We start from the raw sequence: 20178 nt of genomic DNA, 5'->3' as shown, positions 1-20178 counted from the left end.
CGCAGAATAAACGCGCCTATATCGCTTCGGGTAAAACCCGAAGCGCTATAAACACAAACAAAACAAGCGCCGCCAAACAAAAGGCGGCGCTTTTTTGTGTCGCATCCTGCAAGCAAGTATCGCTATCAGAGAGGTCGGCGCGCCGCGAATCCGTCATTTTGATTTCCAAGATGGAGGATCGCCCGTTGAATATTCGAACCCAATCACGTTCCGGTGGCCGCGCTGCACGACGTGCAATGCGCACAGCCCCGAACTTTGAGATGCTGTCCGGCCTGACCCGCACCATTCCAGAATGCGAGGTAATGGACGGAAGCCAGGTCGAGATGATCGACAACGCCGCCATGGACATCCTGGAAAATGTCGGCGTTCAGTTCCGTGACCCGATCGCGCTGGAAGACTGGAAGAAAGCCGGAGCCAAGGTCGTCGGCGAACTGGTTTATCTGGACCGCAATATGGTGCGTGAGCTGATCTCGACCATTCCGGCACAGTTCACTTACCACGCACGCAACCCGGCCAAAAACGTCAAGCTGGGGGGCAAGCATTCGATCTTTGTTCCGATGACCGGCGCGCCGTTCCTGCGCGATCTGGACGATGTGCGCCGCAACCCGCTGCTGGAAGATCTGGCGATGTTCCACAAACTCAGCCATATGATGCCCGCGCTGCACAGTTCGGCCCACCATATCGTCGAGCCTTATGATCACCCGATCAGCCAGCGTCACCTGCGCATCACTTATTCGTCGATGAAATACTCGGACAAAACGTTCATGGGCATGACCACCTCGCCCAAGAATGCCGAGGACGTGATGGATATGTGCGCGATTCTGTTCGGGGATGAGTTCATCGACAGCCACCCCGTAACCACCGGCAATTGCAACGGCAACAGCCCTCTGGTCTGGGACGAGACGATGCTGGGCGCGATGCGCGCCTTCTGCCGCCGCAATCAGCCGGTCCTCTGCTCGCCTTTCGTTCTGGGCGGCGCAAACACGCCCGCCTCTGTGCCTGCCACCGTGGCGCAGTTGACGGCCGAGGCACTTTCAGCGCTGGCCTATACACAGGTGGTCCGCAAAGGGGCGCCTGCGATCTGGGGGCACTACCTGTCGACCGTGTCGATGAAATCCGGCGCACCGATGGCTGGTACGCCCGAAATCAGCCTGATGAACTTCATGATCGGTCAGATGGCGCGTTTCTACGACGTTCCCTGGCGCACCTCGAACACGCTGGGCGGGGCCAAGACGTTTGACGCGCAGGCTGGCTATGAATCTGCCACCACGCTCAGCGCGGTTCTGCATGCCGGGGCGAACTACATCTGGCACTCGGCGGGCTGGAACGAGGCCGGTATGCATTGTTCGGTCGCCAAGTTCATTGTGGATTCGGAACAATGCGCCATGGCCTATCGCATGGCGGAAGGTCCCAAGTGGGGCGATTTCGATCAGGCACTGGCCGCCGTTCCGGATGTCGGCCCGGGCGGCCATTATCTGGGCCATCCGCACACGCAGGACAATTTCCAGACGGCATTCTTCATGCCCGAGCTGTTCGACAATAACTCGATCGAGCAATGGCAGGCAGAAGGCGGCGTAGAGATCACGGAACGTGCTCTCAAACACGCTAAGAAACTGTTGGCCGAGTATCAGGAACCAAAACTGGACGAGGCCAAGAACGAAGAGCTTCTGGACTATATCTCGCGCCGCGAACGGGAAATTCCGGCAGCGGATGAGTTGAACCAGACGAACTGAAACCAATTCCCCTACTGGCCCGCCCGCCATTCAGGGCGGGCCTTTTTTGCCAAGCCTCTCAAGCCGCAACATATGAGAGGACGTGCGTGTCTCAGGCCGCATTGTAATGGCGGACTCAGCTGCGCCCGCCAAGCCTATTCATCCCGCGCGCGCCATTCTTTCCACCGCAACACGGCATTCGCCCCGATTTCCCGGAATGGCTGGGGCGGCAGGCTTTTGGGGGCCTCTTCGGCCTCGAAAAAACCTGTGATGTCGGAAGTGTGACCACAGGCTCTCTCGGCTGCGGCGATCCCTGTCAGTGTCCCGCGCGCGGTGCCCAGTCCGTTTTGTACGCAGCCGGAATATACGCCCTGATCGACCTCTCGGGCGACAGAGACCCCATTGAGGCTAAGGCACAAGTGGCCGGCCCATTGATGCTCCATCCTCAGCCCCGCCAGTTGCGGGAACCGCTGATCGAACTTGCGCTGCATCACCTTGGTAGCACGCGCCAAATCGCGCTGGGTTGAGCTCATGCCCGGGCGCAACGCCGCACAGGTCCGGGTGACAATGCGATTGCCGCCCTGACCGGTGTCGATCCGGCGCATGGTCGTTCCCATGGGGTCCGAGGGCGTCACGCCCCAGCGCGGCTGCCCTCCCAAAAGGGCCAGCGCATCGGCATCCAACTCGGGCGTCATCGAAGCAAAGAGGAACAGCTGCATCAACCGGTCACGTTCGATCCCGAAGCTTTCCAGGTGACCGTTCACCGTCAGGATGATCTTGCCTGCGCCAATGGTGCCTTTCCCAGTCTGCACCATCCAATCGCTACCGCGTTTTTCAAACCCCACAACAGACGAGTTTTCGAAAATACTGACCCCATCCGCCGCCAGCCCTGCCGCCAGCCCACGAATATAGCCTGCCGGTTGCAGCATGACCGTTCCGGGCGTGAAAAGGCCCGATTGATAGTGCCGCGATCCTGTGAGCTCGTGCATTTGCGAGGGGTCCAGCATCTCGCTGGTTTCGCCCAAGGTTTCGAGATGCCGAGCATAGCTGACATTGTGGGCATGACCCGTATCGCCTGCAGCTCCGTTGACCTTGCCCACTTCGTCGAAAAAGTTGCGGTCGATCTGGTATTGCTCAACGGCGGACCGCGCGAATGCGATAGCCTGCCGGTTGAGGGCAATCATGGTCTTGTCATCCCCCGCACCGGCATAGTCATCCGATGCAAGGTCATGCGGCAGATCGATCATGAAGCCCGAGTTTCGCCCTGCGGCCCCTTCGGCCACGCGACCGGCCTCAAGCACGATCACACGAGCGTTGGAGTTCAACTGGGTCAGACGCCGTGCCGCCGACAAACCGGCAAAGCCAGCGCCGACAACCACGACATCAGCCGTCAGATCCTTGTCCAACTCCACCGCGGGGGACTGGGCGCCGAGGATGGCGCTCCAGGCTGCAGGGCCGCGATGGGTTGGCAGCTTGCGTGCTGAATATGCGCTCAATCGATTGCCTCATCCGCATCATCGGCCAGATCAATCCAGATGGTTTTCAACTGGGTGTACTGATCATGCGCGTGAACCGAGTTATCACGCCCACCAAAGCCGGACTGCTTGTAGCCGCCAAAGGGCGTGGTGATATCCCCTTCGCCAAAGCTGTTTACGGTCACTGTCCCTGCCCGGATCGCCCGAGCGCCCCGGATCGCGCGTTTCGCGTTGGCCGTGAAGATCGAGGCGCAGAGGCCATACTCGGTATCATTGGCAATTCTGATGGCCTCATCGAAGCCCGAAACCTCGATCACCGACAGGACGGGGCCAAAGATCTCCTCGCGCGCCAGAGTGGCGTCATTGCCCGAGACTTCGACGACGGTGGCTTCGACAAAGCCCCCAGCGGCTTTGCCGCCAATCACTACGTTCTCGGCCTGATCCAGATAGGCGCACACTTTGTTATAGTGCCCTTCGCTGACCAGCGCGCCCATGCGGGTTTCCGGGTCCAGCGGGTCGCCAATGTTCCACTGTTTGGCGTGATGGGCGATGCGCTCCAGCAGTTCGGCCTTTACATCCTTGTGCACGATCAGCCGTGATGAGGCCGAGCAGTTCTCGCCCATGTTCCAGAACGCACCATTGACGATATGTGCGGCCACACGATCCAGGTTTTCGGCATCATCCATCACGATGGCGGGGTTCTTGCCGCCCATCTCAAGCACCACCTCTTTGGCGTTGCTTTCAGCCGAGTAGGTCAGGAACCGCTTGCCGGTCACGGTCGAGCCGGTGAACGAGACCATGTCGACATCCATATGCCGCCCGATCGGTTCCCCCACAGCAGCGCCGCCGCCGGGGACGATGTTGAGAACGCCGCGCGGCAGGCCCGCCTCCATTGCCAGTTCGGCCAGACGCAGTGCAGACAGCGAGGTCTCGGCTGCGGGCTTCACAACGACCGAGCAACCCGACGCCAGAGCCGGGCCGATTTTCCACGCAAGCATGAGCAGCGGGAAGTTCCACGGCAGCACCAGACCCACCACGCCAATCGGCTCACGCACGACCATGGCGATATGGTCATCGCTGGCGGGCGAGACCTGATCGTAAATCTTGTCGATCGCTTCCGCATGCCATTTCAGGCAGTGGATCGTTTCCGGCACGTCCACGGTTTCGCAGTCATAGATGGTCTTGCCGCTGTCGATGCTCTCCATCACGGCCAGTTCGCGGGCATTGCGTGTCATCAGTTTGCAGAGCCGGATCAATACGTCCTTGCGGTCTGAAGGGTGCAGCTTCGACCACCGCCCGTCATCAAAGGCTTCGCGCGCCTTCTCGACCGCAAAATCAACGTCCGCGGCGCCGCAAGCGGCAATATCGGCCAGCTTTTCCCCGGTCGCGGGGTTCACCGTCTCGAACGTCTCGCCCGAGATCGCCGGGCGATACGCGCCGTCAATGAATGCTCCGGTCGGCAGAGTCAGGTCTGCGGCGATGGATTTGTACTCGTCCTGTGTCAGCAATTCCATGCCTTAGCCCCCAATCTTCTTTTCAGCTACGATATCAGCGATTGTTTTCTTCAACACGCGGGTCACCTGTTCCAGCGCGCGCTTGTCATCCTTGTTCAGCCCCTTCAGCGGAGGCCGCATCGTGCCCGCCTCGATGCCGTTCATGGTGACACCATGTTTGATGGTCTGGATGAACTTGCCGCCCTGTTCCAGCACCCGCATCAGAGGCATCATCGCGCTCATGATACGGCGGCCTTTGGTGAAATCACCTTCGATCACGCAGGCGTTGTAGAGCGCCACATGCTCTTCCGGCAGGAAGTTCGACCCGCCGCACACCCAGAACGGCGCGCCCCAGGCGAAGAACTCCAACGCCTGATCGTCCATGCCACATCCCAACTGGATATGCGGGTAGTCGCGCGCCAGAAGGTGGACCCGGTTGATATCGCCCGAGCTTTCCTTGATGCCACAGAAATTCCGGCTGCGGCCCACGCGGTCAAGGAACTCCTCGCCCATCATCGTTCCGGTGCGGTGCGGGTAGTTGTACAGCATCACCGGCAGGTCGGCGGCTTTGTCGATTGCCAATGCGTTCAGCGCATTCTCACGATCAGTGGGCACCGAATAGGGCGGGCTTGCCAGCAGGATCGAGTCTGCTCCAATCTCACGCGCGCCAGAGGCCAGCGCAATCGAGTCCGGCGTCAGCATCGCTCCGGTCCCGACGACCAGAGGCAGACGACCTTTCAACTGCGCATGCGTGAACTTGGCCAGCTCCAGCCGCTCTTCCACGGTCTGGGCATAGTTCTCGCCGGTCGAGCCGCCCGAGATCAGCCCGTGAACGCCACTGGCGATCAGGTATTCGATCACGTCGGACAAAGCGTCCCAATTCACGCTGCCATCCTCGTGATAGGGCGTGACCACAGGGGTATAGATCCCCTCAAACTTGAAAATCGGGTTCATTCCGTCCTCATGCAGGTTTCGAAAGGGGCGGAATGCCCATCGGGACATCCAGCGCGTCAGGCATCACGAACAGCTCAATCTGATCGCGAGACAGGTTCCAGTGGTCCTCGGCCAGCTGCGCAGCAGCCGCCTCATCGCCCGCCTCGATGGCGGCGATGATGGCGTCGTGCTGACGGCTGGCCTCGGTCAGGTTTTCGGTCAGACCTGCGTGATGCGGTCTGTAAAAGGTCATCCCGATCCGCGCATGGTCGATCAAAAGGCGGTTGAACGACGGCAACAAATACACATTGCCAGACATCTGCCCCGTGACATCGTGAAACCGGTTATTGGCCAGCGCCCGGTCCGCGGCCGAACCCGACTGCAAAGCCGAGCAAAAGGCCCGCTGCGCATCCTTCAGCGCCTCAACCTGATCCGGCAGAGCGTTGCACGCGGCCAACCGCAGGATGGCTCCATACACCATTGGGGCCGCCAGAAAGAAATCCCGCAGCGTGGTATGCGACATCTCGGACACGCGCGTGCTGCGATTGGCACGCTGATCCAGATACCCCTCGCCAGCCAGTTGCCGGAACACCTCGCGCAGCGGGGTCCGCGACAGGCCGAATGCCTCGGACAGATGCGCCTCATCCAGATCCGCACCGGGTTGTAGCCGCATGGTCAGAATCGAAACCTTGAGGTGTTCTGCAAATTCAGATTTGCGCGAGCGCGCTTCGTCCTTCATCCACCTATCCCTTTGTCGCTGCTGCTTGGCGAATCGAGATCGCCCAGCCAAAAGCGTTGTATGCTAAGAAAATACAACTTGTATACAAGTAATTTTCCGTGCAGCATGGGCAACCTGCGAATATCGTCGAAATCACCCAGCAGCCTGGAAGCGCAAAGACCGCCATGCCCGATCCCAGCCACATCACCTTCATTCTGATCGAGGAGTTTTCGCATCTCGCGTTCTCCTGCGCGGTCGAGCCTTTGCGGATCGCCAACCTCGTCAGCGGGCGGGATCTTTACAGCTGGTCTTTTGTATCTGAGCATGGTGAACACGCGGTCTGCTCCCACGGTTCGTTTACTCTGGTCCATGCCGGGTTCGACGACCTGCCCAAGTCCGATCAGATTTTTGTGCTGTCGGGCATCCACATGCGAAACCACGCCTCCAAACCCCTGCTGGCTTTGTTGCGGCGGGAACGGGCACGGGGGACTGCGATCGGCGCATTGTGTTCGGGCGCGTGGCTTCTGGCCGAGGCCGGCTTTCTGAACGAAATGCAGGCCGCCATTCACTGGGAATACCATGATGCCTTCACCGAGGCCTTTCCCGATGTGAACCTGGTGCGCAATGTGTTCGTGGCCGATGAAAAGCACATCACCGCCTCGGGGGGTACGGCAACCGCCGACCTGATGCTGCACTTGATAGAACAAGATCACGGGGTCGAGCTGGCCATGGATGTGGCCGATCAGATGGTCTACAACGCCGTGCGCAACGCCACGGCCAAACAGCGTGTTTCACTGCAATCGCGAAACGGTATGCGCAATACCCATCTGACCAAAGCGATCGAAGTCATGCGTAACAACATCGAAACACCGATTTCGCCCTCTGCGATTGCCGATGAGCTAGGCATTTCAACCCGGCAGCTTGAACGGTTGTTCGGGAAGTACCTGAATACATCGCCCAAGAAGTATTTCATGGAAATGCGACTGGAACGCGCGCAAAAACTGCTGTTGCAAACCGAGGCCTCCGTGACCGAGGTCGCCATGGCCTGCGGGTTCGAGAATCCGGGTCATTTCTCACGGGTGTTTCGCCTGAATTTCGGCGTCACGCCCCACGCCCAGCGCAATAAAATAGACTGATTTCAACGCCCCTCCGCTGGGGGAGAGCGTCCTGATCTGCCCGAAACCGGGCACAGTCACGCTCATCCCCCGATCCCTTCGAGAACCCCCTCATTAAAAATCTGACTAGTCAACACCTCGGCAGGATCAGTTGGTGGTACCGGTGAATATTGGCACAACTATTACCAGATCATGTCAGATTGAGGTTTCTTTCTGCCTTAAATATTAATTTTGCGGAAATTGAGCAGAGATCACACCAGACCCGAAGGCTTAGTCGCGTGCGCAAACCCTTGTGTCAGCACCTGTATTGTTTGCGATTCACATCACGCATTCTGGCCAGCGCGCTTTGACAGGCCAACCCCTGCCCCAAACTGCGCTGTTCAAGATATCTAAACGGATATCAGTCCGCGTTCCGCAGGGCCGAGATATCCAGAACAGGTGACTGCGAGGTAACGTGGGCACGCTGCTTAGCCCCCTGCGACGAGGCGGTGATATCCATCGTGCTGACTTGATCAAAGCGCTCGAAATACGCGAATTCGATCGTGTTCAGGGCGGTCATGTCGGAACATTGAATAACGTACTCCGCCAGAAACTCCGGCGCGGCCTCGACCTCGGCATCCGCCCCCAGCCCGTCCCCCGTCAGCGAAACATTGGCCGATGCTGTCATGCATCCGGCCTGTTCGGGAACCACAAAGAGGGTTAACGGCTTTGACAGGGCCGAAATGGCAGCCGCGACCGTGGAGCGATCCGCATCATCTGCGACGCGATGGTCAAAGCCCAGAATATCCTCGCTCGGGACCGCCAAAGACACGCTGAATTGTGTTTCCTCGAAGGTAATTTCCAATGACCCCGCGGCGGCATTCTGCGAGGACACCTGATCCCCTGCCCATGCCTGGGTGGCTGTTGTACATAAACCGATCAAAGCACTCATCCACTTCATGAACTCATACCACTCACAATAGAATCACACGTATTACTCTAACTTTAAACGAATACCACGCAATCGTGACGGCTCGTTTATTAACCCACCAGATATGGGGATGCCGCGCCCCTGCGACAATCCAGACAAAAAAACTCAGGTTGACATTACCGACTATTTCACTCAGCTATACGCATGCAAGTGCACCCCCAATGGACGCACCTGAACGAGATTTCTGACAAGAAAGACCTGAACCCAATGACGAAACTCTTTACTGCCGCCAGCACTCTGACCCTATGCGTGGCCACTGCCGCATCGGCCGGTGACGCACCCGCAAAAGCGGACGTGCTGACCACGTACGCCAATATTGCAGAAGCCAAATATGATGACAGCCTGATCGCCGCCAAAGCGCTGCAAAGCGCCGTCAACGCACTGATAGCCGACCCGTCGGACGCCACGCTGAATGCCGCCCGAGCGGCCTGGATTGCCGCCCGCGTCCCCTATCAGCAGACCGAGGTCTACCGCTTTGGCAACGCCATCGTCGACGACTGGGAAGGCAAAGTAAACGCATGGCCGCTGGACGAAGGTCTGATCGACTATGTTGACGCCTCCTATGGCGGTGCCACGGATGAGAACGAATTCGCCGTTCTCAACGTCATAGCAAACCCGAATTTTGAGCTTTCGGGAACCGCGATCGACGCGACCGAGATTACCCCTGAACTGCTGGCAGAGACCCTGCACGAAGCTGACGGGATCGAGGCCAACGTCGCCACCGGCTACCACGCCATCGAATTCCTGCTGTGGGGTCAGGACCTGAACGGCCATGGCGCGGGCGCAGGCAACCGCCCGGCGACTGACTATGCCAAGGGTGAAGACTGCTCCAACGGCAACTGCGACCGCCGCGCGCAATACCTGAGCGCCGCGACCGATCTGCTGGTCAGCGATCTGGAATGGATGACCGCGCAATGGGCCGAAGGTGGCGACGCCCGTGCCGCCCTGACCAAGAACGAATCCGTCGGTATCAGCGCCATTCTGACCGGCATGGGCTCGCTGTCCTACGGTGAACAGGCCGGTGAGCGTATGCGTCTGGGCCTGATGCTGAACGACCCCGAGGAAGAGCATGATTGCTTTGCCGACAACACGCACAACAGCCACTACTACGATGGCCTTGGCATTCAGAACGTCTATTTGGGCAGCTACACCCGCATCGACGGCACCCCGATCTCGGGCGCATCTCTGTCGGATCTGGTGGTCGCCGCTGACCCCACTCTGGACACTGAAATGAAAGCCAAGCTGTCGACGACCATGCAGGCTCTGGGCCGGATCAAATCGACCGCCGAGGCCGGTTTCGCCTATGACCAGATGCTGGAACGCGGCAATGCCGGTGGCGAAGCGCTGATCATGGGCGGCGTCAACGGTCTGGTCGACCAGACCAAGACCATCGAGCGTATCGTGTCCACCCTGGACCTCGACGGGATCGAGTTCGAAGGATCGGACAGCTTGGACAACCCTGACGCGGTTTTCCACTAAACACATAAAAGGGCCGGAGGCGACGGCAAAACGGCGCCTCCGGCAACCCGGTCACTCCAGAGCGTGACTGGACTTGAAGACATTACCTTACTAAATAAGTAAGAAACCTAACGAACCTCGATTCCCATGATCGTCTGCCACTGCACAAACATCTCCGACCACGACATCCGGGCCGCTATCGACTGGATGCGAACCGCTGACGCGCAAGCGATCATTACCCCCGGAAAGATCTATCACGCCCTTGGAAAATCCGCCGACTGCGGCGGCTGCATGCCACTTTTCCTAGACACGATGCGAACCAACGATAATCTGGAAGTCCCCATGCAGCTGCGTGCACTACGCACCGGCCTATCACAGGAGAAGGCAGATGAAGGGCGATCCCAAGGTCATAGAGTATCTCAACAAATCCCTGCGGCATGAACTGACAGCCGTTAGTCAGTACTGGCTGCACTACCGGCTTCAGGAAGACTGGGGCTTGGTTCATATGGCCAAGAAAAGCCGCGAAGAAAGCATCGAAGAGATGGGCCATGCGGACAAGCTGATCGAACGGATCATCTTTCTGGAGGGTCACCCAAACCTGCAAAAGCTTGATCCTCTGCGGATCGGGCAAAACCCTAAGGAAACGCTGGAATGCGACCTTGCCGCCGAGAACGACGCCCGCGCCCTTTATGTCGAAGCACGGGAATATTGCCGCGAGGCGGGCGACTACGTTTCTATGTCGCTGTTTGAGGAATTGATCAGCGATGAAGAAGGTCATATCGACTTCCTGGAAACGCAGCTCGATCTGTACGAAAGGATTGGCGACGCCAATTATGCGCAACTCAACGCCGCGAAAATGGACGCCGAGGAATAGTATTCTCGCTCTCTTGGTGGTCGCAACTGCGGCCACCCCTTCCCTGTCTGCCGAACTGCAAGACCTCCACCTACATACGATCCCACGCACCGAAGACGAACGCGCCCGCATTGCGAATGTGATCGCACCGCCGCAGGATTTCAGCACGCCGCAAAGGTTCGAAGATCTGCCTGCCGGGGCCGCAACCGTGCGTGTGCGCAACAACGCGGATGCGTTCTCGCAACCGTCCAAGAACCTGAGCTTTGAGCAAGAGCTGGATTTCAAGGTCGGCAACGGATTATTCAAAAAGATCTGGGTCTCTTCGCCGTCCTCGACCCTCGCGTCTGATGGCCTTGGGCCGCTTTATAACGCGCGGTCGTGCCAGCGCTGCCATATCAAGGATGGGCGCGGGCACACGCCGAATGGGCCGGATGACAACGCGATCTCGATGTTCCTGCGCGTATCCATCCCCGGCGGCCCTCAGGACGCGCCGGTTGGGATCGAAGACTACCTCGCCACCCTGCCCGAGCCGAACTATGGCGGCCAGATGCAGGACTTCGCTCTGGCCGGGCACCCTGCGGAATACCGGTTGCAGATCACCTACGAAGAGATCCCGGTTGCTCTGTCCGAGGGCGAGAGCGCCTCGCTCCGCCGCCCCACCTACACGGCCGCCGATCTGGGATACGGCCCGTTGCACCCCGACGCCATGCTCAGCCCGCGTGTTGCCCCGCAGATGATCGGCCTTGGCTTGCTGGAGGCGATCCCGGTCGAGGACCTGCTGGCTAAAGCCGACCCAGACGATGCTGATGGCGATGGCATCTCGGGCCGCGCGAACATTGTATGGTCGACCGAGTTTGACGCCCCGATGATGGGCCGTTTTGGCCACAAGGCCGGTATGCCCACAGTCATGGAGCAATCTGCTGCGGCTTTTTCAGGTGATATCGGTATCTCGACCCCCCTCTTCCCTGCGCCTTACGGGGATTGCACCGATGCGCAGGTCAATTGCGTGAAGGCCCCCCATGGCGACGGGGATGTGCGCGTGTTCGAAGTGGATCAGGTTGGCATGGACCTCGTAGCCTTCTACAGCCGCAATCTGGGCGTTCCCGGTCGCCGGGATGTGGATGACCCGCAGGTACTGCGCGGGAAAGAGAAATTCCACACCACAGGCTGCGCCGCCTGCCATACCCCGGCCCATGTCACCCATCGCCTTGAGGACCGACCCGAGCAAAGCTTCCAACTAATCTGGCCCTATACCGACCTGCTTTTGCATGACATGGGCGACGGTCTGGCTGACAACCGCCCTGAGGCCCGCGCCACAGGCCGCGAATGGCGTACGCCGCCCCTCTGGGGGATCGGTCTGACCCAGCGCGTGTCCGGCCACACCGAATTCCTGCATGACGGGCGTGCCCGCACCCTGCTGGAGGCCGTGCTGTGGCACGGGGGCGAAGCACAATCCGCCCGTGACACCGTCGTGACCATGCCAAAAGCCGACCGCGACGCCCTTATCCGTTTTCTCGAAAGTCTTTGACCCATGCGTTTTTTTGCTTTTGCCATTGCCCTAGTCGCCCCTTTGGCGGTGTCTGCCCAAGACAGTGCAGCGATCCTGACGGACGTGCCCGCCGCGCATATTCTGCCACGCTTTGCTGAATTGGCTGACGCGACCGAGGTGTTGACCGTCATGTCCCAATCCGATTGCACGCCGCAGTCAGAAGCTCTGCGCACGGCCTATGGGAATGCCTTTGACGCGTGGATATCCGCCAGCCATCTACGCTTTGGTCCCACCGAGGCCGACGACCGCGCCTTTGCCATGGGTTTTTGGCCAGACACGAAAGGGTTCACGCCCAAGGCCCTGTCACGGCATATCGCCGCCGAAGACCCAGCTGTGAACGACACGACCGCCTATACCGAAACCTCAGTCGCGGGGCGCGGGTTCTTTGCGCTGGAGCAAATGCTGTTTGATCCCAAATTCGCCGATCAGGGCAGTGCCGAATATCGATGCGCCCTGATCCGGGCCATCACGGCCGATATTGACGCAAACGCTGACGCGATGGCCGAAGACTGGCAAAGCTATGCGGTGAACCTGGAACAGCCTGGGGGCGACAGCCCTTACCGCACGCAAGATGAGGCGATGCAGGAGCTGTTCAAAGCGCTCTCGACAGGGCTGCAGTTCACCGCCGAGACCCGATTGGGCCGGCCCCTTGGGACCTTCGACCGCCCCCGCCCCAACAGAGCCGAAGCCCGCCGCTCCGAACGCGCCTTGCGTCATGTCGAGCTGTCCTTGATTGCGCTGCAAGACCTTGCAGCGCGGCTGTCTGCCGACCATCCCGAAATTGCACAGGATCTGGACCTAGCCTTCAACCGCACGATCAGAAATGCCCGGTCCATCGACGACCCCGCCTTCGCTGGCGTGGCCGATCCTGCGGGCCGGTTCCGCATCGAAGCGCTGCAACAGGCCGTGAATGACATTCGCGCCATCGCCACGACCGAGCTTGGCCCGACCCTCGGCATCAGTGCCGGGTTCAACTCTCTCGACGGGGATTGAGCGATGACCAACCGCCGCCATTTCCTGGCCGGTCTAGCGGCTGCAAGCCTTGCGCCCGCAACGGGATGGGCCTTGGTCGGGGCGCCCACTTTTCTGGCCGCCGGGCTGTTTCCGGATGGCACGTTCCGTCTGGCCGGTCTGGATGCGGGCGGAGACATCCTGTTCTCTCTGCCCCTGCCCGCCCGCGGCCACGCTGCCGCAGCGCATCCCCGCAGGGCGCAGGCCGTGGCCTTTGCCCGCCGTCCCGGTACGTTTGCTCTGGTCATCGACTGCGTCACCGGGCAAGAGCATGCACGGCTTCAGTCCCCTAAGGGACGGCATTTCTACGGTCACGGCACGTTCACTGCGGACGGCACCCGGTTCTTTGCCACCGAAAACGACTATGAGGCTGGCGAAGGCCGCATCAGCCTGTGGGACGCCACCAGTTTTGAAAGGTTGGGAGAGTTTTCGTCGGGCGGTGTTGGTCCGCATGACATGCGTCTGATGCCAGACGGCCAAAGCCTTGTGATCGCCAATGGCGGGATCGAAACCCACCCGGAAACCGGTCGAACCAAGCTGAACCTGCCCGTCATGCAACCAAACCTGACCTATCTGGACCTGTCCGGGAAACTTCTTGAACGGGTCGAGTTGCCAAGTGACCTGCACAAGAACTCCATCCGTCACCTCAGCGTCCGTAGCGACGGGCTGGTCGGGTTCGCGATGCAATGGCAGGGCAGCCAGACCAAACACCCGCCCTTGTTGGGCCTACACCGTCGGGGCGCGCTGCCGCAGCTTCTGTCGGCACCGGAAGGCCTCCAAAACGCCTTGCAAGGCTATGCTGGCAGCATCGCCTTTTCAGCAAGCGAGGCCGAGATCGCCATAACCTGCCCGCGCGGAAATGCGTTGCATCTTTTCGATGTCGCAGCTCGCAGCTTCAGGCAAGCCTTCACGCTGGAGGATGTCTGCGGCCTCGGCGCAGGTCCTGACGGGCTGATCTTTACCACCGGCACGGGCGCGTTTGGCGCTGTAGACGGGCAGCGCGCACATATTCTGGCCCGCCCCGATTGCCGATGGGACAATCATCTGATCCCGGTCCGCACGCACGCGTAACTGTCGGCAATCCCTGTCACATAGTTTACACTTGGACGAATCAAAATGCTGCCGTATTGGCGGGCGCGAAACCGGTACCCCTGGCTTAAGGACTGACTTGATTGAAACACACGCCCGATGCACCGCACACAATCTACGGGGTTGAGAAATGGGGCAAAGGCCTCATCGAGGTGACGGAGCAGGGCGAGATCGGTCTGCGCAACCCGATGTCTCCGGTCACTGCGGCGATCAGCCTGCCCGGTATCCTCAGCGATCTGGACGACCGGGGAATCAAAGCGCCGATGGTGTTACGAGTCAGTTCGTATCTGGAACATGAGATTGCACATCTGAACGAATGCTTCGCCGAAGCCATTGCCCGCGTCGGCTACAGGGGGCCTTATCGCGGTGTCTTCCCGATCAAGGTGAACCAGCAGGCGCAGGTGGTCGACCGGATCGTCGAATATGGCAAGAAATACAATTACGGGCTCGAGGCCGGCTCGAAGCCAGAGCTTGTCATCGCCCTTGCGCATCGTCTGGCCCCCGAGGCGCTGATCGTCTGCAACGGCGTCAAGGATGCCGAATTCATCCAGCTGGCGATCCTGTCCCGCAAGATCGGGTTCAACACCGTCATAGTGCTGGAAAGCCCGAAAGAGGCCGATACCGTGATCGAGGTCTACAAGGAACTCGGCATCGAACCCCTGATCGGCGTGCGCGTGAAGCTGACCAACCAGATCAGCGGCAAATGGGAAGAAAGCTCAGGCGACCGCTCGGCCTTTGGCATGAACACCGACCAGTTGGTCGTCACAGTGGACAAGCTGCGCGACGCGGGCTTGCTGCATTGCCTCAAGCTGCAGCACTCGCATCTGGGCAGCCAGGTGCAGGACGTCAACGACGTGCGCCGCGCCGTGGGTGAGGCCTGTCGCTACTACACCGAACTCACGCGTGAAGGCGTTCCGCTGACCCATTTGGACCTCGGCGGCGGCATGGGTGTGGACTATACGGGCGAGAAGAAGGCAGCCGAGAACTCGATCAACTACACGGTCGAGGAATACTGCGCCAACGTGGTCGAAACCGTTGCCTATGCCATGGACGAGGCCGAGATTGAACATCCGACATTGGTCACCGAAAGCGGCCGGGCCGTAGTGGCGACCTCATCCATGTTGGTGTTCAACGTGCTGGAGACCACGCTCTACGATGCGCCCACTGCGCCGGATGTGGAACCCGATGACAACCATCTGGTCTCAGACCTTGCGGCAATCAATGGCTATCTCAGCCATGAGCGTTTGCAGGAATGCTGGAACGACGCCAATTTCTATCGCAACGAGCTGCGCGCCCTGTTCCGCCGTGGATACGTTGATCTGCGCCAGATGGCCCGGGCCGAGCGCATCTACCTGTCGCTGATGGCCCGCCTCAAGGCGCTGGCCGCCAGTGATGATCTGGAAACGGATGTAGACGACCAGCTTGAGAAAGTGGCCGATATCTACCACTGCAACTTCTCGCTGTTCCAATCCCTGCCTGATGTCTGGGCCATTGAGCAGCTGCACCCGATTGTGCCGCTGCAGGGTCTGAACCAGACACCCGATCGCCGCGCCGTTCTGTCCGATATTACGTGCGATAGCGACGGCAAGATCGACCGGTTCATTCTGGCCGATGGCGTCTCACCCAGCTTGCCCGTGCATTCCCTGCCCGAAAACGATGAATATTTCATGGGCGTCTTCTTTGTCGGCGCCTATCAGGAAACGCTGGGCGATCTGCACAACCTGTTCGGCGATACCAATGTCGTAACCATCGACCTGCGCCCCGACGGCGGCTTTGATCTGCTGCATGAACAAGAGGGCGACACGATCAGTCAGGTCCTGTCTTATGTCGAGTTCGACCCGCAAGACTGCGTCGCCGCCTTCCGCAAAATGGTGGACGAGGCGATTTCCACCGGTACTCTGCAAGCCAAGGACCGCAAAACCCTGATGAGCGCTTATCGCGACTCGATCAACGGCTACACCTATTACGAATAACCCCTTGAGAGGAGACTATCCCATGGGCAAAACACTGGTTGTCGGCGCAGGCGGCGTATCCCACGCCGCCGTGCACAAGATGGCAATGAATTCGGATATCTTCACCGAGATCACTCTGGCCAGCCGCACGAAAGCGAAATGCGACGCCATCGCCGCAGCGGTGAAAGATCGCGTCGGCGTCGAGATCAAAACCGCCGAACTGGACGCCTACAAGGTCGAAGACACGGTCAAGCTGATCAAGGAAACCGGGGCGGAAATCCTCGTGAACCTCGCCCTGCCCTATCAGGATCTGGTGCTGATGGATGCGTGTCTTGAGGCGGGTATCCACTATCTCGACACCGCGAATTATGAGCCCGAGGACGAGGCCAAGTTCGAATACCACTGGCAATGGGCCTATCAGGAACGCTTCAAGGCGGCCGGCCTGACCGCCATCCTCGGCTCGGGCTTTGATCCGGGTGTGACCAGCGTGTTCGCCGCATGGCTTAAGAAACACAAGCTGGATACGATCCGCCAGATCGATGTTCTGGACGCCAATGGCGGCAGCAACGATCAGGAATTCGCCACCAACTTCAACCCGGAAATCAATCTGCGCGAAGTGCTGGCCGAGGTGCGCCACTGGGAAGGTGGCGAATGGAAACACTCGCCCGCCATGACCCACAAGGTCGAATTCGATTTCCCGGCCATCGGCCCCAAGAACATGTACCTGATGTATCACGAGGAACTGGAATCCCTCTCGACCCACTTCCCCGAGATCGAACGCGCCCGCTTCTGGATGACCTTCGGCGACGCCTACATCACCCATGCCAAAGTGCTGGAAAATGTCGGCATGACCCGCATCGACCCGGTGATGCATGACGGTAAAGAAATCATCCCGATCCAGTTCCTGAAAACCCTGCTGCCCGATCCCGGCGATCTGGGCGCGGAAACCAAAGGCAAGGCTTGTATCGGCGACATCGCCACGGGCCAGGCCAAGGACGGCTCAGGTGAGAAAACCTATTACATCTACAACATCTGCGACCACGAGGAATGCTACGCCGAGGTCGGCTCCCAAGCCGTCAGCTACACCACCGGCGTCCCCGCCATGATCGGCGCAGCGCAGCTGCTGAAAGGCAACTGGCGCGAGCCCGGCGTGTGGAACATGGAACAGCTCGACCCGGATGACTTCATGGACATGCTGAACGAACACGGTCTGCCGTGGCAGGTTCACGAACTCGACGGCCCGGTCGAGTTCTGATCCGCATAGCTTCATCTGGCCCTAAATATCCCGGGGGTCCGGGGGCAGCGCCCCCGGCCTCTCCATCAACGGAGACGCCGGACATGTCCGACATGATGACCACACAGGCCGGTGACGCCGGAGCGTTCCGCGACTTCGACCTCACTCGTGTCCCCACGCCCTGCTTCGTGGTCGACGAAAAGGCCGTTGAACGCAATCTGACCATCCTCGCCGATATCGGCACCCGTTCCGGCGCGCATGTGCTCAGCGCGCTCAAGGCGTTTTCGATGTTTTCGCTGGCCCCGCTGGTGCGCCAACATCTCGGCGGCACCTGCGCCAGCGGCATCTTCGAGGCGCGACTGGGTCGCGAAGAATATGGCGGCGAGGTCGCAACCTTCTGCGCCGGATACAAGGATGCCGATATCGAAGAGATCCTATCGCTGTCCGACCACATCATCTTCAACAGCCCGGCGCAGAAAGACCGCTTCCTCACCAAAGCCCAAACTGCCAGGGTTCAGGTCGGTCTGCGCATCAACCCGGAACACTCCGAGGGAGAGATTCCCAAATACGACCCCTGCGCGCCCTGCTCACGTCTCGGTACGCCGGTGAGCCAGCTAACCACCGAAGCCCTGACCGGGGTCGACGGGTTGCATATGCACACGCTCTGCGAACAGGGGTTCGAGCCTCTGCAACGTACGTGGAAGGCCGTTCAACCCAAAATCGCCTCATTCCTCGGCCAACTCAAATGGCTGAACTTTGGCGGTGGCCATCATATCACCCGCGACGACTATGACCGCGACGGGCTGGTGACCTTCATCAAGACAATCCGCGAAACCTATGGCATCGACGTCTATCTGGAACCCGGCGAGGCGGTTGCCTTGGACGCAGGCATTCTGGTCGGAGAAATCCTTGACCTGCCGACCAATGGCATGAACCTCGCGATCACCGATATCTCGGCCACCTGCCACATGCCCGACGTGATCGAGGCCCCCTATCGCCCGGCCCTGATGAATGAGGCCGAGTCAGGCCACACCTACCGCCTGGGCGGCCCATCCTGTCTGGCCGGTGACGTGATCGGCGATTACACATGGGATCAACCGCTGCAGATCGGCCAGCGCTTTGCCTTCCTCGATCAGGCACATTATTCGATGGTCAAAACCAACACGTTCAACGGCGTACCCCTGCCCACCATCGCCTTGTGGAACAGCGAAACGGACGAGCTGAAGATCATCAAACAGTTCAGCTATGACGACTTTAAGGACCGCCTTTCATGAGCATTTTCCTAGACAGTGAACTGACCGCATCCGAACGTACCGAGGATGCCCGCTTTCGCGTGATCCCAGTCCCGCTGGAACGCACCGTATCCTATGGCTCGGGCACTGCCAAAGGCCCCGAAGCGATCATCGAGGCAAGCAACGAACTGGAACGCATCACCGGCCATGCCGAGCCTTGCGTCGAGGGCATCTTCACCGAAGACCCGCTAGATTGCGACGCCGCCCTGCCCGAGATCATGGAACGCCTTGCCCAACGCACCGAAGCCGCCGTTCGAGCGGGCAAAGTACCAGTCACGCTGGGCGGAGAGCATTCGCTTAGCTACGGCGCCGTGATGGGCGTGGCGCGCGCGCTGAACGCCCCTGTCGGTATTGTCCAGATCGACGCCCATGCCGACCTGCGCAACGCCTATCAGGGTGAAAAACACTCTCACGCTTCGGTCATGCATCTGCTGGCCGAAGAGGGCATCAAGCTGGCTCAGTTCGGCGTCCGTGCCTTTTCGACGGAAGAGGCGCAAAGCCGCGTGAAGAACCATGTCTTCCACGTGGATGCCGAGGAACTGGTCACGGGTCATATCCATGCCGTCGACCTGCCCGAGGATTTCCCCGAACTGGTCTATGTCAGTTTCGATGTCGATGGGCTTGATCCGGCGCAGATGCCCGCCACCGGAACCCCGGTTCCCGGCGGTTTGGGCTATTATCAAGCGCTCCGACTTGTCGAACACGCACTGAAGGGGCGCAAATGCGTGGGTTTTGACGTTGTAGAACTTGCCCCAAACGACAATGCCGCCTGGGACTTCACGGCCGCACAGATCGTCTATCGGCTTATGGCCGCCTGTTAACCCTCGGACGTCTCGTTCAGTTCCATATGCCCCTCGCCCTTGTTCAAGACGCGACGCAGCATCGGTTCGAAGAATTCCAGCGGTTTGGTCGGATAGTTCGGGTCAAACGCCTTCTGATCGTATTCGTGACAGCTCACCATGGTTGTAGGGGGTCAGGATATCGCCCGTGTCATGGATCAGCGCGGCGACCACAAGTTCTTCATCCCCGCCATCCTCATAGGCCCGCGTCGTAGCCTGCAGGGAGTGTTGGTAGCGGTCCACCGGATACGGTGTCCATTCCTCATCCAATGAGCGAATCGCGTCCAGAACCGATCTGGCAGGGCGGCGTTTTAGGCCTCTTGATAGTCTAAAACTGCGTCCCAGTCGGCCTTAGTGGCCTCTTCAAAACTGGTTCAGGTCGGCTTGTGGCTTTTGTCCAGCATGGCATATCCTATGTCCTGTTCAGGAACAGAATAGCGCAACTCAGGCCACACAGCCGTTGGTTTCAGACACACCAGTCCATA

Annotated in this window: 19 protein-coding genes; 12 read left to right on the top strand and 7 right to left on the bottom strand. The window is 59.7% G+C overall.

The window, feature by feature from the left end:
• Positions 1 to 170 precede the first annotated feature (170 nt).
• A complete protein-coding gene (locus tag AC2FD8_RS18955) occupies positions 171 to 1733 on the top strand; it encodes a trimethylamine methyltransferase family protein (RefSeq protein WP_496858615.1) in 1563 nt (520 codons plus the stop codon).
• Positions 1734 to 1867: 134 nt separating this feature from the next.
• Here the strand turns inward: AC2FD8_RS18955 and AC2FD8_RS18950 are convergent, their stop codons facing one another.
• Genes AC2FD8_RS18950 through AC2FD8_RS18935 form a run of 4 tightly spaced genes read right to left on the bottom strand, consistent with a single transcriptional unit; the run spans position 1868 to position 6352 of the window.
• On the bottom strand, positions 1868 to 3208 hold the full coding sequence (locus tag AC2FD8_RS18950) for an NAD(P)/FAD-dependent oxidoreductase (protein WP_496874329.1): 1341 nt from the start codon (positions 3206 to 3208) through the stop codon (positions 1868 to 1870).
• Complete coding sequence (locus AC2FD8_RS18945) at positions 3205 to 4701, bottom strand: aldehyde dehydrogenase (RefSeq protein WP_496858619.1); 1497 nt, start codon at positions 4699 to 4701, stop codon at positions 3205 to 3207. The genes AC2FD8_RS18950 and AC2FD8_RS18945 overlap by 4 nt, the downstream gene beginning before the upstream one ends.
• Positions 4702 to 4704: 3 nt before the next feature.
• Positions 4705 to 5634, bottom strand: a complete 930-nt coding sequence (locus tag AC2FD8_RS18940) for a dihydrodipicolinate synthase family protein (RefSeq protein WP_496858621.1) — start codon at positions 5632 to 5634, stop codon at positions 4705 to 4707.
• Between the two features lie 7 nt (positions 5635 to 5641).
• Positions 5642 to 6352 carry a GntR family transcriptional regulator gene (locus AC2FD8_RS18935; RefSeq protein ID WP_496858623.1) on the bottom strand — a complete coding sequence of 237 codons (711 nt, stop codon included), beginning with the start codon at positions 6350 to 6352 and terminating at the stop codon, positions 5642 to 5644.
• A gap of 164 nt (positions 6353 to 6516) precedes the next feature.
• Between AC2FD8_RS18935 and AC2FD8_RS18930 the strand changes: the two genes are divergently transcribed.
• Positions 6517 to 7467 (top strand): GlxA family transcriptional regulator, encoded by a 951-nt coding sequence (locus AC2FD8_RS18930; protein ID WP_496858625.1) that lies wholly within the window; start codon positions 6517 to 6519, stop codon positions 7465 to 7467.
• Between the two features lie 379 nt (positions 7468 to 7846).
• On the opposite strand, the gene AC2FD8_RS18925 is transcribed toward AC2FD8_RS18930, so the two are convergent.
• On the bottom strand, positions 7847 to 8377 hold the full coding sequence (locus AC2FD8_RS18925) for a ZrgA family zinc uptake protein (protein ID WP_496858627.1): 531 nt from the start codon (positions 8375 to 8377) through the stop codon (positions 7847 to 7849).
• A gap of 246 nt (positions 8378 to 8623) precedes the next feature.
• Between AC2FD8_RS18925 and AC2FD8_RS18920 the strand changes: the two genes are divergently transcribed.
• The 10 genes from AC2FD8_RS18920 to speB all read left to right on the top strand — a co-directional run bounded on the left by AC2FD8_RS18920 (position 8624) and on the right by speB (position 19675).
• Positions 8624 to 9895 (top strand): imelysin family protein, encoded by a 1272-nt coding sequence (locus tag AC2FD8_RS18920; RefSeq protein ID WP_496858629.1) that lies wholly within the window; start codon positions 8624 to 8626, stop codon positions 9893 to 9895.
• 126 nt (positions 9896 to 10021) lie between these two features.
• Positions 10022 to 10315 (top strand): (2Fe-2S)-binding protein, encoded by a 294-nt coding sequence (locus AC2FD8_RS18915; protein ID WP_496858631.1) that lies wholly within the window; start codon positions 10022 to 10024, stop codon positions 10313 to 10315.
• On the top strand, positions 10263 to 10748 hold the full coding sequence (gene bfr / locus AC2FD8_RS18910) for a bacterioferritin (protein WP_496858633.1): 486 nt from the start codon (positions 10263 to 10265) through the stop codon (positions 10746 to 10748). The genes AC2FD8_RS18915 and bfr overlap by 53 nt, the downstream gene beginning before the upstream one ends.
• Positions 10708 to 12255, top strand: a complete 1548-nt coding sequence (locus AC2FD8_RS18905) for a di-heme oxidoreductase family protein (protein WP_496858635.1) — start codon at positions 10708 to 10710, stop codon at positions 12253 to 12255. Before bfr ends, AC2FD8_RS18905 begins: the two co-directional genes overlap by 41 nt.
• A gap of 3 nt (positions 12256 to 12258) precedes the next feature.
• Positions 12259 to 13269 (top strand): imelysin family protein, encoded by a 1011-nt coding sequence (locus tag AC2FD8_RS18900; RefSeq protein WP_496858637.1) that lies wholly within the window; start codon positions 12259 to 12261, stop codon positions 13267 to 13269.
• 3 nt (positions 13270 to 13272) lie between these two features.
• On the top strand, positions 13273 to 14358 hold the full coding sequence (locus AC2FD8_RS18895; RefSeq protein ID WP_496858639.1) for a DUF1513 domain-containing protein: 1086 nt from the start codon (positions 13273 to 13275) through the stop codon (positions 14356 to 14358).
• Positions 14359 to 14459: 101 nt separating this feature from the next.
• Entirely contained in the window at positions 14460 to 16349 is a 1890-nt protein-coding gene (gene speA, locus AC2FD8_RS18890) for a biosynthetic arginine decarboxylase (protein ID WP_496858641.1), read from the top strand.
• Positions 16350 to 16371: 22 nt separating this feature from the next.
• Complete coding sequence (locus tag AC2FD8_RS18885; protein WP_496858643.1) at positions 16372 to 17583, top strand: saccharopine dehydrogenase family protein; 1212 nt, start codon at positions 16372 to 16374, stop codon at positions 17581 to 17583.
• A gap of 83 nt (positions 17584 to 17666) precedes the next feature.
• On the top strand, positions 17667 to 18836 hold the full coding sequence (gene nspC / locus AC2FD8_RS18880; RefSeq protein ID WP_496858645.1) for a carboxynorspermidine decarboxylase: 1170 nt from the start codon (positions 17667 to 17669) through the stop codon (positions 18834 to 18836).
• Positions 18833 to 19675 carry an agmatinase gene (gene speB / locus AC2FD8_RS18875; RefSeq protein WP_496858647.1) on the top strand — a complete coding sequence of 281 codons (843 nt, stop codon included), beginning with the start codon at positions 18833 to 18835 and terminating at the stop codon, positions 19673 to 19675. Before nspC ends, speB begins: the two co-directional genes overlap by 4 nt.
• Here speB and AC2FD8_RS18870 read toward each other — a convergent pair.
• Both AC2FD8_RS18870 and AC2FD8_RS18865 read right to left on the bottom strand, forming a co-directional pair.
• On the bottom strand, positions 19672 to 19812 hold the full coding sequence (locus tag AC2FD8_RS18870; protein ID WP_496858649.1) for a hypothetical protein: 141 nt from the start codon (positions 19810 to 19812) through the stop codon (positions 19672 to 19674). The two genes, speB and AC2FD8_RS18870, sit on opposite strands and share 4 nt — an antisense overlap.
• Entirely contained in the window at positions 19778 to 19936 is a 159-nt protein-coding gene (locus AC2FD8_RS18865) for a hypothetical protein (RefSeq protein WP_496858651.1), read from the bottom strand. Before AC2FD8_RS18865 ends, AC2FD8_RS18870 begins: the two co-directional genes overlap by 35 nt.
• Positions 19937 to 20178 lie beyond the last annotated feature (242 nt).

This window comes from Ruegeria sp. YTSC192 (assembly GCF_059609705.1).
This window is presented reverse-complemented; position numbering and strand designations above follow the sequence as displayed.

What these genes read in the sequence shown, in the direction of transcription:
- AC2FD8_RS18955 (WP_496858615.1), top strand. Translation starts at nt 171, where the DNA reads ATGGAGGATCGCCCGTTGAATATTCGAACCCAATCACGTTCCGGTGGC.
- AC2FD8_RS18945 (WP_496858619.1), bottom strand. Translation starts at nt 4,701, where the DNA reads ATGGAATTGCTGACACAGGACGAGTACAAATCCATCGCCGCAGACCTG.
- AC2FD8_RS18940 (WP_496858621.1), bottom strand. Translation starts at nt 5,634, where the DNA reads ATGAACCCGATTTTCAAGTTTGAGGGGATCTATACCCCTGTGGTCACG.
- AC2FD8_RS18935 (WP_496858623.1), bottom strand. Translation starts at nt 6,352, where the DNA reads ATGAAGGACGAAGCGCGCTCGCGCAAATCTGAATTTGCAGAACACCTC.
- AC2FD8_RS18930 (WP_496858625.1), top strand. Translation starts at nt 6,517, where the DNA reads ATGCCCGATCCCAGCCACATCACCTTCATTCTGATCGAGGAGTTTTCG.
- AC2FD8_RS18925 (WP_496858627.1), bottom strand. Translation starts at nt 8,377, where the DNA reads ATGAGTGCTTTGATCGGTTTATGTACAACAGCCACCCAGGCATGGGCA.
- AC2FD8_RS18920 (WP_496858629.1), top strand. Translation starts at nt 8,624, where the DNA reads ATGACGAAACTCTTTACTGCCGCCAGCACTCTGACCCTATGCGTGGCC.
- AC2FD8_RS18915 (WP_496858631.1), top strand. Translation starts at nt 10,022, where the DNA reads ATGATCGTCTGCCACTGCACAAACATCTCCGACCACGACATCCGGGCC.
- bfr (WP_496858633.1), top strand. Translation starts at nt 10,263, where the DNA reads ATGAAGGGCGATCCCAAGGTCATAGAGTATCTCAACAAATCCCTGCGG.
- AC2FD8_RS18905 (WP_496858635.1), top strand. Translation starts at nt 10,708, where the DNA reads ATGCGCAACTCAACGCCGCGAAAATGGACGCCGAGGAATAGTATTCTC.
- AC2FD8_RS18900 (WP_496858637.1), top strand. Translation starts at nt 12,259, where the DNA reads ATGCGTTTTTTTGCTTTTGCCATTGCCCTAGTCGCCCCTTTGGCGGTG.
- AC2FD8_RS18895 (WP_496858639.1), top strand. Translation starts at nt 13,273, where the DNA reads ATGACCAACCGCCGCCATTTCCTGGCCGGTCTAGCGGCTGCAAGCCTT.
- AC2FD8_RS18885 (WP_496858643.1), top strand. Translation starts at nt 16,372, where the DNA reads ATGGGCAAAACACTGGTTGTCGGCGCAGGCGGCGTATCCCACGCCGCC.
- nspC (WP_496858645.1), top strand. Translation starts at nt 17,667, where the DNA reads ATGTCCGACATGATGACCACACAGGCCGGTGACGCCGGAGCGTTCCGC.
- speB (WP_496858647.1), top strand. Translation starts at nt 18,833, where the DNA reads ATGAGCATTTTCCTAGACAGTGAACTGACCGCATCCGAACGTACCGAG.